The following is a 12,803-nucleotide window of genomic DNA, read 5'->3' as shown; positions in this document are numbered from 1 at the left end:
AAACTAGCTTCTTTAATCGCTATATTTTGTTTGCTGAGACGGGTAATATCGTTAGGGATAAAAATAAAAAACACTCATCCAGGAGTTCCGATGAAAATAACGGTAGCCACACGCGTAATCGGGGGATTTGTAGCGATTAGCGCACTTCTGATCGTCATTAGTGTTGTTTCACTTTATAACCTCAACTCAATAGGCTCAGCAACGGAAGAAGTAAATGACGTTGCATTACCCACAGTAGCAGGCAGCAATGCACTTAAAGCCAGCTTTCTCAATATGGGCCGACTTACCTTCGAGAGCTACATCGAAGAAGATCTAAATGGCTTAAAAGACAAACGAGCGTCTTTTAACTCTGCCAAAGACACCTTTGAGAGTGAATATAAGAAACTGGCGCAGGCCGTTAATAACGAGCCTGAACTAAAGAGCACGCTGAATACTGTACGTGAGTCATATGAAGCATATATCACCAATGTTGAAGCGATGTACAAAAATCACCAAATGTATCTTGATATACGCAACACAATTCAAGACAGACTGGGTGACGCTGAAGACAACGCAGACGATGCATCTACCTACCTTCTAGACTTCTCAGACTTAGATGCTGTTCAGCGCGACCCTAACCTACGACGTGCGGCAGAAATCGGCAGTCAACTTGAGACGTCGCTGCTTTCTTTGCTAACGGTTTCATACGAGTACATTAAAACAGAGACACTGGTTCGTTCACAGACGCTAGGCAACGAAGTTGATTTGGTTGTCGAGAAAGTGGTCACGCAATTAAGCGACATGATGCAAACTGCGGGCGGCCGCGATGATTCTGGTACTCTTGATGATATTAACGACTTGGTTAACAACGCAATCAATGCGATTAATGCTAACGATGGCGTGGTTCAGCTTCATGTTGATCGTCTAGAGCGCAGAAATGATGCTGAAAAAGCGCTTAACGCTTCAGACTCAAATATCGCGCAAGCGGTTGTCGCTCTAGAAAACCTGCTCAATCTTGCAGACAAGAAAGCGTCACATGTAGAAAGTCAGGTTAACGGCGCCATTGCGACGGGCAACACGTTCGTTATTGTGGTTGTTATTATCTCGATTGCAGTAGCAGCATTTATTGGCTACGTGACCGTTCGCGCAATCACACGTCCGCTTTATCGTGTAAATGAACTTCTGACGGTGGCTTCATCGGGTGACCTTACTCACCGTCTAGACGATTCGGCGCAAGACGAATTTGGTCTTTTAGCCCGAAACTGCAATACGCTAATTGGAAACCTGAAGGAGCTCATTACAGCCATTAACGTTCGTGCTGAACAGCTGGCAGCCGCCTCAGAACAAACGTCTGCAGTGACGGCGCAAACGACGCATTCAATTCAGGATCAGAAATCACAAATTGGCCAAGTAGCAACAGCAACCACAGAAATGCACTCTACGTCGCAGCTGGTTGTGCAAAACGCTGAAGATACACTAAGTCAAATTCGCCATGCGGATGCTGAGGCTGAGAACGTGCGCCAAATCTCACTAGAGAATAAGAACACCATTGAGATCTTATCTCGTGACGTTCAAGAAGCGGCAGACGTCATCAATAAGCTTCATCAAGACAGCGCAAGCATTGGTGGCATCTTAGACGTTATCCGTGGTGTTGCAGATCAAACCAACCTGCTCGCCTTGAATGCTGCTATTGAGGCAGCGCGTGCTGGTGAACAAGGTCGAGGCTTTGCGGTTGTTGCTGATGAAGTAAGAACCCTCGCCAGCCGAACTCAAGAATCGACACAAGAAATCAACGCAATGATTGAAGTGCTTCAAGCGGGTGCTGAAAAAGCGGTATCGGTGATGAATCAAGGTAAAGAGCAAACTGCGGCGTGTGTGGCACAAACTGAAAAGGCTACACAGGCATTGGATATCATCTCTGACGCCGTTCACAAAGCCCATGACGTGAGCTCTCAAATTGAGCAGTCTGCCCGTGAACAGAATACGGTGTCACAAGAGATCAGCGAAAAGCTTGAAACTATTGTGGGTATCGCTGAAGAGACGACAGCTGGAGCACAGCAAACGTCTGAGTCTAGCCATGAAGTGGCTCGACTTGCTGAAGAGTTACAACAGTCTATCAGACAGTTTAAAGTGTAACGCTTTTTACGAACCTGTTTTAAGAAGGGGCTTTTAGCCCCTTTTTTGTGTCTAACAATTAATCTGGCACACTTTAGGAATGCATAGATAGTTACTTTAGAAGCGTTTAACTGAGCATTAATCGGCTTTAATTCGTATAAGGACTATTCGTAACAAACCACTAAAAAAGAATGATATTTTCCCGTTTTCGCTTGCCTCTTTTCATTACTACTTTATTGGTGTCAACAATGATCCAGGCTGAGCCATCATATTACAAAGATACAGAAACCCTTCCCTATTCCATTATCGAGACCCTTGATGAAGATATTGAAGTGAGGCATTACAATGAAGCGTTAGGCGTAATGTCTAGTGGGAATGAAGATAATGGAGCATTTCAGCTACTCTTTAATTATATCTCTGGTGAGAATACATCCAGTAGCAATGTGTCAATGACGTCCCCCGTAGAAGTTGGAAAGCGCTCTCAAGAAATTGCAATGACCTCTCCTGTCGAAGTCTCATCTTCAGAAACAATGATGTTTTTCTTGCCCAGCAAATATGACATTAAAAGCGCTCCTGTGCCTACGCACAAAGATGTATCGCTGGTTACTGTACCAGCGAGAACGGTAGCCGCTATTCGTTATTCAGGTTTCAACAAGGACAGCGATAAGAAGCAGTATACGAATAAACTGCTTAAAGCCCTTAGGGACAATAATATTGAGCTTGATGGTGAACCTAGCTATATGGGCTACGACTCGCCTTTCACCCTACCGTGGAATAAACGTCACGAAATCATTGTACCGGTCGACATTTTGAAATCATCTACAAACTGATGTGAAATAAAAACGGCCGCCTTTAAGGCGACCGTTTTTTGGGGTCATTCAGCACATTAGGTGCTTATTCAAATAACGCCGTGTGAAGCTTGCGAACCACGTCGTCACTGTCGGTCTCGTTAACCAGGAACGATAGGTTGTGCGGGTTGGCGCCAAAGCAAATCATACGCAGGTTGAAATCTGAAACCGCAGCTAAAATCTTGCTAGAAACACCAACAGCTGTTTGCATGTTGTTACCTACAACCGTGACAAGGTCGTAACCTTTTTCTACTTTCACATCACAGATAGTTTCAAGTTCAGCAATGGTTTCTTTGTTTAGTCGCTGAGCCACAGAGTTTGCAGGGTTATCAAGGGTAAAAGATACCGAGATTTCTGACGTGGTAACCAAATCAACACTTAGCTTGTGCTTAGCGATGATGGCAAATACCTGCTGTAGGAAGCCTTGCGCATACATCATCTTCGGTGTTTTCACTGTCACCATTACCTGCTCTTTACGGCGAGTAATAGCGCGATACGGTGGTTCGTGCTCACAATCACGCACAATCCAAGTACCGCCCTTTTCTGGCTCCTTACTAGAGCCTACAAACACCTTTATGTCCTTGCGAAGCGCAGGCTCCATAGTGGCAGGATGTAGTACCTTGGCACCAAAGGTGGCCATTTCCGCCGCTTCTTCAAAGCTGAGTTCTGGTAACGGATGAGCGGCTGGCGTAATGCGCGGATCAGTTGTGTACACCCCTGTTACATCAGTCCAAATCTCACACGATTCGGCATCAAGCGCTTCAGCAAGTAGCGCCGCCGTAAAATCTGAACCACCACGACCTAGCGTTGTAGTACGGCCTTCCTCATCGGCTCCGACAAAGCCTTGAGTAACCACTATCGCGTCTTTAATTTCAGGTGCCAGCAATTGTTTAGACAGCTTTTCGATTTCTTCGATTTGCGGCGCACCTTCTCCAAACTCACTGTCCGTACGTAACACCTTACGTACATCAAAGTTCATGGTTTTTACGCCCTGCTCTGCAAGCACTGAAGAGAACATCAGCGATGACATCCGCTCCCCCATTGAAAGCAGCTGATCTTTTAAATCATCACGGTGAAGGATTTCTTCATGAAACGCTAAGCTTCGCATTTCATCTAACAAGTCGTTGAGTTTTGGCTCAACCGCGTCTTTATCTTTCAACTTGTTAAGAATGGCAAGCTCAATATTGATAATGGCCTGACAGGTCTCTTCAATTTGCTGTTGCGTCATAGGTGTGTGCGCTAAGCTTACCAGGTGATTGGTTACACCTGCCGCAGCGCTCACTACCACAATGCGCGTTTTGTCATTACCGGCAACAATTCGGGCGCAGTTTTGCATTACCTCGTAATTCGCAACGCTAGTTCCACCGAACTTAGCTATCGATAAGGCATTTGTCACTATATTTAACTCCAGAATAAAACTAGCATTTCGCTAGCAGCAACCGCGCCTTTTGCGCGGTTAATCAATCGTTATTTGGTCGCCTACTTTTATATTATTCTCGGCAAACCACCCTTGGTTCATTTCCAACGCGTAAAGTACCTCTTTCGATGATCCGACCGACTCCAAACTATGCGGAGTGAGAGATTTTATATCCGTTATTACGCCTTTTCTGTCGATAAATGCTACGTCTAGAGGAACAAAGGTATTTTTCATCCACATGCCCGCAAACTTTGGGCTAGAAAACTTAAAAAACATACCGCAGTCTTCACACAAGGCTTTACGAAACATAAGACCCTGCGCGCGTTGTTCAAAGGTTTTGGCATACTCAACTTCATAGTGCTTGCCGCCAATCTCAAGTGTAATGGATTCAAAGTCCACTGAATTCAGCGACGATACAGGGTCAACCTGCGCTTTTGCACACCCTAAGGTTAATACAAGTGCAGCAACAATAAAGAAAGATTTTCCCATTAGACATTCCTTTTCGCCATAAAAAAAGCCGGTCACCTTAACGGTCACCGGCTTTGTAGTTTATACACTATTTTAAGCAACATTCAATGTTGGAATAATGCGCGCTTTTGCTTCTTCCTCAGCCTTTTTAAAGCTAGGCATTTTGTCGAAGTTTAAGTAGCGGAATACTTCACCCGACATTGCGTTAATTTTGCTAGCGTATTCCATGTACTCTTCAGCAGTTGGAATGCGCCCAACAATGGCCCCCACTGCAGCAAGCTCTGCTGAGGTCAAATATACATTCGCCCCATCGCCCAGGCGGTTAGGGAAGTTACGAGTAGACGTTGAAAGTACGGTTGCTCCCGCATCCACCCGTGCTTGGTTACCCATACATAGTGAGCAACCGGGCATTTCTGTACGTACGCCTACGCGACCATAAATATTGTAATAGCCCTCTTCCATTAACTGGGCTTTGTCCATCTTAGTCGGTGGTGACATCCATAAACGGGTTGGCAGTGTTTTGTTGTATTGCTCAAGTAGCTTACCGGCTGCGCGGAAGTGACCAATGTTTGTCATACATGAACCAATGAAGACCTCGTCTACCTTATCGCCTGCAACGTCAGATAAGGTTTTCGCATCGTCAGGATCATTAGGGCAGCACACAATTGGCTCTTTAATATCGTTAAGGTCAATTTCGATTACCTCAGCGTACTCAGCATCTGCATCGGCGCGCATCAACTCTGGGTTAGCTAACCATTCTTCCATTTTCTGCGCGCGACGCTCTAAGGTACGTGGGTCGCCATAACCTTCGTTAATCATCCAGCGTAGCATGGTAATGTTTGAACGCAGGTATTCAGCAATCGACGTTTCAGATAAGTTGATAGTACAACCGGCTGCTGAACGCTCCGCCGATGCGTCAGAAAGCTCGAACGCCTGTTCTACGGTTAAGTTCTCTAGTCCTTCGATTTCTAAAATACGGCCAGAGAAGGCGTTGATCTTGCCTTTTTTCTCGACCGTTAATAGGCCTTGTTTGATGGCGTACAGCGGAATGGCGTGTACTAGGTCGCGTAGCGTAATGCCCGGCTGCATTTCTCCCTTAAATCGCACTAGTACCGACTCGGGCATATCTAGCGGCATAACGCCAGTAGCCGCAGCGAACGCGACCAGACCTGAACCCGCAGGAAATGAAATACCCAATGGGAAACGAGTATGCGAGTCACCACCCGTGCCTACTGTGTCAGGCAGCAGCATGCGGTTTAACCAGCTGTGTATAATGCCGTCACCAGGACGAAGCGATACGCCACCGCGGTTCATTATAAAATCAGGCAGCGTGTGCTGCGTTTCTATATCCACCGGCTTTGGGTAAGCGGCGGTGTGACAGAATGACTGCATGGTTAAATCGGCAGTAAAGCCAAGACAGGCTAGGTCTTTAAGCTCATCGCGGGTCATTGGCCCTGTGGTATCTTGCGAGCCCACGGTTGTCATTTTAGGTTCGCAGTAGGTGCCTGGGCGAATACCGTCGACACCGCACGCCTTACCCACCATTTTCTGCGCTAACGAGAAACCCGCGCCGCTGTCTTTTGGCTGTTCAGGCGTACGGAATAAATCCGTTGGGCCTAAACCTAGTGTCTCACGCGCCTTCTCGGTAAGGCCACGGCCAATAATCAGGTTGATACGTCCACCTGCGCGCACTTCATCCAGAATCACCTTCGACTTATAGCTGTATTCTGCAAGAAGTTCACCGGTTTCATGGTTGGTGATTTTGCCTTCAAACGGATAGATGTCTATCACATCACCCATGTTCATTTTTTCCACATCGGCTTCAAACACCAATGCACCGGCATCTTCCATGGTGTTAAAGAAGATAGGCGCGACTTTTGAACCAATGCACACACCGCCGCCTCGTTTATTAGGCACACCCGGTAAGTCTTCACCAAAGAACCACAATACAGAGTTAGTTGCCGACTTGCGTGACGAGCCGGTTCCAACTACATCACCGACAAACGCTACGGGATACCCCTTACTTTTGACTTCTTCTATTTGCGCCATTGGGCCTTTAACACCAGGTTCTTCTGGCTCTAAACCTTCGCGGGGCATCTTGTAAGCTGCCAGGGCGTGCAGAGGAATATCTGGGCGAGACCATGCGTCAGGGGCTGGCGACAAATCATCAGTATTCGTTTCACCTGTTACTTTAAACACGGTGTAAGTGATTTTATCGTCCATTAACTTGCGCGACGTGAACCACTCACCTTCAGCCCAAGATTTAATGATGTCAGTGGCATGCTCGTTACCCGCTTTGTGCTTTTCTTCCACATCGTGATAAGCGTCAAACATTAAAAGAGTATGTTTCAGCTCTTTCGCTGCCAACGGCGCAAGCGCTTTATCATCAAGTAGCTCCACTAAAGTGGCAATGTTGTAGCCACCGTGCATATTTCCTAGCAGTTCAACGGCTTTCTCTTTAGAGATAAGCTCACAACTGTCTTCACCTTTTGCGATTGCACTTAAAAACCCAGCTTTAACGTAAGCTGCCTCATCAACCCCAGGCGGTACACGTTCTGACAGCAGTTCTAAAAGAAACTCCCCTTCGCCTGCTGGCGGGTTCTTTAATAAATCAACCAGGCCAGCTACCTGTTCAGCGTTAAGCGGTTTAGGTGGAATATTTTGAGCGGCACGTTCTTCAACGTGATTGCGATAGTCTTGTAACACAGTCTCTTCCTCTAAGTTAGCTTGCGCAATGGGAGTAAACGGTCTTGTACGCACTTGACGCAAGGTGTGTTTAATAAATCATCAACAGTATAACTTCACGGGCTCATTTTTTAAATTTAGCGCCCTTTTAATTCACTTATAATCGCTATTCATACCATTACTTTTAAACGACAAAAGCGATTAAAAAGAAATAAGCAAAGTCATTTTAGCAATTAACATGTAGTAAAGTTATAGGGCTTTATGACTTAAAGACAAGGGGTTAGCTGTACACGATGCTTCTTCAATTGAAGCAAACCGTAAACGATTAACACCAGTCCGCATAGATAATTACCCACTCAGCGAGAGTTAAAATGTTCGTAATCGCGGCGTGTTACCGCAGGTATAGTGGTTCTACATCAAGGTGACACAATAAAGAGTACGGACATTTAAAACTCGCCCTTCGGGAAGGTCTGGCAAGCTTCCTAGCTTCATTCTGGGAATTTGAAAGGGAACAACCATTCCTGCATTCCCACGCTTTGCTAGGAAACTTGCCAGCGCCTTCTGAGTGGGCACTTATCCATGCGGATTGGTATAACAACAGTAAGTGAGAGGCAGTTCATTGTGACTATACTGGCAGTAAGTAAGTGTTAATTGGGCAAGTCTGTCTGAGGTCTGGTGCGAAGATAGCTTGCAAACTTTGGCTTTCCATTTTTGGTTAAGCCGTAGTACTTAAAGGTTACCCAGCTACCGATAGCGGGCGGAGCTTGGCGCTCATTTTCTGAAAAGCCCGTTCCTAATTTAAATTGAATGCCTTCTCGCGTTTCTACAAGAAGCGAGCCCATCATTCCCTTAAATCGTCCTTTTCCCGGAAGCAATGCCAGTACTTTCCCTTCTGCATCTTCAAAGCGTTTTACTTTGAGTAACTTGTCACTTCGCCCGGATGTGTACAGCGCTTGTTCATGATGAAGCATTAACCCTTCTCCGCCTTCCTGGGTTACTTGCTTCAGCTTTTCATCAAGTGAAGCAATAGACGTAAGCTTAAATTGAGGGATAACTGCAAACGTTGGGTTAGGTGTAGATTTACTTAGGCTGTTAAGCCTGTTGAGTCGCCGACCAAATGGCTCACCCATCATAGGCATGTCAAAGGCCATAAATCTAACTTTGGCCCAGCGTTTTGCAGATAGAGAATTTGCTGCGGCTATAGTGTCTGCTGAAGACACTGTGCTAGATGAAGCGTTAGCGACAGAATGCAGCTCGATGTTTGTCATCGTTGAAAGCACAATAGAAGCTGTACGTTCAAACTCCCCTCTTCCTATCCAAAGTTCGCCGTCAATAGTGGTTTCTGGCCAGTTGGCGGTGAACCATGTTGGCGCGAATATCTTGTTCCCATTACGGGTAAGTAGTTCAGTACCGTTCCATCTTGCGCGAATACCGTCTAGCTTCTCACTAACCCAATAGTCAGCTACGTTAATATCAGTGCGACTTTGATCGTATTGCTTAGCAAGCTGCAGCCCTTCGACAGTATCGAGCATGTGATTAGCATTAACGTTAGCTATGGCGGTGATTGAAAGTACATATACAGCAGTCAAAAAATTTCGCATCGGCTCTTCCTATAACGTGTTAACCTTTGCTTGCTTTTATGCTTTTAATAAAGAAGCAAAAACAAAGAAGGCAGAGTAAATTACTCTGCCTTCTTTGCTTTTATAACTGTACGTAGGAAGGTTTTTTCGCTTAATCGAAGCTGATCTAGTCGGTAATAATATCAATAACTGAGATCAGCACGTCTTCAGCAAACGCTTCACCTGCCGTTCTTTCTTTATCACGTCGCAGTTTGTAAGTTTCCAAGCAAGCATTTAGCTGCTCGTCGGCGGTGTAAACCCCATGAACATCCGCGTTATTAGCTTGCTCAATACAGCGATCGGTTTGTCCCGTCGTGACGGTACTGCACCCGCTCGTTCCCAAGGTGATTCCGACCATACAAACCGCAGTGGCGATCCAGTTTACGTGTTTAACTGTGCTTTTATGGTTCAAGATAACTTAATCCTTCAATAAAGACTGCAAGCGTTTTTGTCTATTAACATAAACCTGATGGCCATCGTGCTCAGACGTGGAAAGTGCTAAAGCTTGGTTCACGCTTTCCAGCGCTTTTTTGTACTCGCCCATCTGCTCATAACCATAAGCTAAGCCATTATATGCGTCAGGCGTTTGAGGATACTCAGCAATATCGTATTTAAACAAGGCGATGGCTTTGTCGTAGTTTTGTTTACCCACATAGTGATAACCTAACTCGCGAATAACCCATTCCGGCGCGTCGAGTTTCTCGCCTCGCTGCTTTGAAACACGGGCGTAATAGTCTTTAATACTTTTAATATCTCCACTGAACTGCTGTGGCCTTAAATAAGCTGATAAGAACAAATGATGGTAAGCGCTGAAAGTTGACGCAGCTGAGACCAAATTGTGGGTAACCCCCTCGTAGGCTTCGTTCTCCCATCTTAACCCGGCAGGTTGATTTGCCCGCATTCCAGAAATCATATCGTTATAATACGGGCGCATGGGCGCGCCTTCATTGCCGATAGACGTGTAAATGAAGTGGTCTAAATGATTGGCTGATTTTAAGAATGCAACCGTACTTTTTGCAGATGCGCCATAGTTCCACCACACCGCAGCACTGTAAGTCAGCGCGGCGTTAAAAAGCTCAGGCTTCTGGGAAAGCGCGTACAACGCGAATACACCTCCGGCTGATGCCCCCTCTATCACTCGAAAGTCATGCACGCGATATTTCTTCTCTACTATCGGCATAAGCTCAGTGGTTATAAAGGAAAGAAAGTTTGCACCGCCACCGCCATAGCCTACAGGCCCATTTGGATCTTCATTTGCTGTGGGATATAGATCGCGAAGTCGGTCGGTATTTTCAATGGCGACTATAATGACTTCCGGTGCAGCATTCTGAGATTGCAGCGATTCTAGCACTGCATTCATCATAGTAAGATTTCCCGCACCATCTAGACGATAAATAACGGGGTATTTCTTGTCGGGGTTTTCGGCGTAGCCTTTTGGAAGCTGAACAACCACTTCTCGTTGCTCGTTTAGCACTTTAGATTGGAGTTTCTCTACCTTCAATTCGTAACGCTGGCTGTCGCTGCCTGTTTCGCTGTCAGCCGGAAGGCTTGTGAAAGCAAGAAATAGCAGGGCAATTATAATATGTATTTGTGACTTCAAACTTAAATCCTTTTATAAGACGCTTTGCTTTTCGCAGTAATACTATTTACTTGATTGGGCCAAGCGAACTTTTATTATTATCTATTGTATAACAGGGGTTTATTCGGATTAATGACAATTTCATAGCCACATTACTCTGTATATTCCCCTTTAGCAATACAGGAACTTTCTGTAGACATTTCTCCGCCCAAGTATTTAGTTAGCACAGCGTGTAGTTCCGTTTTATTGACTGGTTTTGTGAGATATCCATTCATCCCGGATGCTAACGCTTTATCTATTTCTTCGGCAACCACCGCAGCAGTGAACGCGATAATAGGAATAGTGATGTTAGCTTTTCGCAACGCTAAAGCGGCTTCAGAGCCGTTCATTTCAGGCATGTGTAAGTCCATCAATATAAGGTCGAAATGCTGCTTTAGTGCAATCTCTACTGCTTCGTTACCGTTATTAGCAAGCGCAACTTTCAATCCTGTGTCTTCTAACAATGATTTTGCTACGACCTGGTTAATGTCGTTATCTTCTGCAACCAAAACAGTAAGGTTTGGGAACGACGGTGTGCTTTCCTGTTCTTTAGCGCCAATTACACTATCTGCAATTTCAAACGGTAGCTCGAAATAAAATTCACTCCCCTGACCTACCGCGCTTTTTAGATAAACCGTGCCGCCCATAGCTTCAACCAAGCTTTTTACTATCTGTAAACCAAGTCCCGTTCCCCCGTGCATTCGATTAATGCTGCTGTTGGCTTGTGTAAATGCATCGAATACGCGCTCTTGTTCAGAAGCATCAATCCCGTCCCCCGTATCCTTAACTGAAAATCTGACAAATTGATGGGTCTTTGACGCTTCACCTTTCGATAGCCCTAAAGTGACACTGCCCTGATGCGTAAACTTTATCGCGTTGCTCACTAGGTTGTTTAACACTTGAGAAAGGCGCGTTGCGTCCCCTACAACACAAGTATTTAATGTTTTATCTACTTCTATTCTCAGTGAGATACCTTTGTTCTGCGCCAATTGTGCATAAAACGCCACGCAATCTTTGGCAGTACTTTTTAGGTCAAAGGGAATGATCTCCAGCGCAAGTTTTCCCGCATTCAGTTTGGAGAGATCTAATATGTCGTTCAAAATACGGTTTAGCGAGAGTCCTGAACGCTGAATCTTCTCGAGGTTAGGCCGTGCACTTTCCGAAATATCATGAGAAAGCACTACATCGGTCAATCCCAAAATACCGTTTAATGGCGTGCGAATCTCGTGTGACATAGTGGCGAGGAATCGTGATTGTGCAGCCGACGCTTGCTTTTCGCTTGCAAGCGCCCTGTTTAGCTCAAGAGTTTTGTTTTTACTCTCTACAAGGGCTTTCTCTAATTGGCTCGCTAGAGCATAGATAAGAAGGGACACAACAAGGTTGGTCACACAAAGCCTTAGCCAAAGGCCCTTGTCATAATCCCCTTCGTAAAACGGCACAAGAAAAGTACAGCATGCGAGTACTACCATTGCACTTATTCGCCAACCATTAGAAAGCAGTAAAATGGGAAAAATAGTAGCAATTGGAACTAAGGTTGCGGGCATGAGCCCATTGCTTATTACAAGGTAAGGCGCGACGGGAATGGTGAGTATTGCCCACAATTTCGCCAAAGGTTCTTTGTAGTTAGAAAAGATAATTCCCGCTACCGAAATTGCACACCAAGACAGGCCGAAAAATACTGCCACATACACATTTTGGGGTTGTGCTATGACGATTACCGCTAAGATGAGTAAAGAAAAAACCAGCAGAATTTTGAAGCCAGCTTTTTGCAAGGCCGATGTAACTTCGCCAAATGATTCAGGCTTTGTAGAGTACTGCTTTGGCATTAGGGTTTCTAAGTATTATTAAATGATTAATAACTCAGTATAAGTACCAAACAACAACTCTGCATAAAAATAATGGGGTCAGAGTACTTTTCTAGCTATTTACCGCTGGCTCTACAACCGTACTAATGTACTCTGACCCCATTATTTGGGTACATCGAGTAGGGTGAGGCGTCACCGCCTCATCCCTCTCACAGAACCGTACATACGGGCCTCGTATACGGCTCATGT

Annotated in this window: 9 protein-coding genes; 2 read left to right on the top strand and 7 right to left on the bottom strand. The window is 45.4% G+C overall.

The window, feature by feature from the left end; all coding sequences use genetic code 11:
- The first annotated feature begins 90 nt into the window (after nt 1–90).
- Together NO989_RS16305 and NO989_RS16300 are read left to right on the top strand one after the other, a co-directional pair.
- Nucleotides 91–2,115: a methyl-accepting chemotaxis protein gene (locus NO989_RS16305; protein ID WP_278711974.1), complete on the top strand. Its 2,025-nt coding sequence runs from the start codon at nt 91–93 to the stop codon at nt 2,113–2,115.
- A gap of 227 nt (nt 2,116–2,342) precedes the next feature.
- Complete coding sequence (locus NO989_RS16300) at nt 2,343–2,924, top strand: heme-binding protein (protein WP_014975692.1); 582 nt, start codon at nt 2,343–2,345, stop codon at nt 2,922–2,924.
- Nucleotides 2,925–2,988: 64 nt separating this feature from the next.
- Here the strand turns inward: NO989_RS16300 and lysC are convergent, their stop codons facing one another.
- The 7 genes from lysC to NO989_RS16265 all read right to left on the bottom strand — a co-directional run bounded on the left by lysC (nt 2,989) and on the right by NO989_RS16265 (nt 12,575).
- Nucleotides 2,989–4,338: a lysine-sensitive aspartokinase 3 gene (gene lysC / locus NO989_RS16295; protein ID WP_014948303.1), complete on the bottom strand. Its 1,350-nt coding sequence runs from the start codon at nt 4,336–4,338 to the stop codon at nt 2,989–2,991.
- A 60-nt stretch (nt 4,339–4,398) separates the two neighbouring features.
- Entirely contained in the window at nt 4,399–4,848 is a 450-nt protein-coding gene (locus tag NO989_RS16290) for a DUF192 domain-containing protein (RefSeq protein WP_278344606.1), read from the bottom strand.
- Between the two features lie 72 nt (nt 4,849–4,920).
- Nucleotides 4,921–7,533 carry a bifunctional aconitate hydratase 2/2-methylisocitrate dehydratase gene (gene acnB, locus NO989_RS16285; protein ID WP_371342890.1) on the bottom strand — a complete coding sequence of 871 codons (2,613 nt, stop codon included), beginning with the start codon at nt 7,531–7,533 and terminating at the stop codon, nt 4,921–4,923.
- Between the two features lie 626 nt (nt 7,534–8,159).
- The gene (locus NO989_RS16280) at nt 8,160–9,113 is read right to left on the bottom strand and encodes a DNA ligase (RefSeq protein ID WP_061439570.1); all 954 of its coding nucleotides are present in this window, start codon (nt 9,111–9,113) and stop codon (nt 8,160–8,162) included.
- 145 nt (nt 9,114–9,258) lie between these two features.
- On the bottom strand, nt 9,259–9,543 hold the full coding sequence (locus NO989_RS16275) for a hypothetical protein (RefSeq protein WP_039224537.1): 285 nt from the start codon (nt 9,541–9,543) through the stop codon (nt 9,259–9,261).
- A gap of 6 nt (nt 9,544–9,549) precedes the next feature.
- Entirely contained in the window at nt 9,550–10,731 is a 1,182-nt protein-coding gene (locus NO989_RS16270) for an alpha/beta hydrolase-fold protein (protein ID WP_278343778.1), read from the bottom strand.
- 131 nt (nt 10,732–10,862) lie between these two features.
- Nucleotides 10,863–12,575, bottom strand: a complete 1,713-nt coding sequence (locus tag NO989_RS16265; protein WP_278343779.1) for an ATP-binding protein — start codon at nt 12,573–12,575, stop codon at nt 10,863–10,865.
- Nucleotides 12,576–12,803: the final 228 nt, after the last annotated feature.

It is taken from the genome of Alteromonas sp. DY56-G5 (assembly GCF_041414725.1).
Lineage (GTDB): Bacteria > Pseudomonadota > Gammaproteobacteria > Enterobacterales > Alteromonadaceae > Alteromonas > Alteromonas macleodii.
This window is presented reverse-complemented; position numbering and strand designations above follow the sequence as displayed.

Coding starts and splice junctions, on each gene's coding strand:
- NO989_RS16305 (WP_278711974.1), top strand. CDS start 91: ATGAAAATAACGGTAGCCACACGCGTAATCGGGGGATTTGTAGCGATT.
- NO989_RS16300 (WP_014975692.1), top strand. CDS start 2,343: ATGATCCAGGCTGAGCCATCATATTACAAAGATACAGAAACCCTTCCC.
- NO989_RS16290 (WP_278344606.1), bottom strand. CDS start 4,848: ATGGGAAAATCTTTCTTTATTGTTGCTGCACTTGTATTAACCTTAGGG.
- NO989_RS16280 (WP_061439570.1), bottom strand. CDS start 9,113: ATGCGAAATTTTTTGACTGCTGTATATGTACTTTCAATCACCGCCATA.
- NO989_RS16265 (WP_278343779.1), bottom strand. CDS start 12,575: ATGCCAAAGCAGTACTCTACAAAGCCTGAATCATTTGGCGAAGTTACA.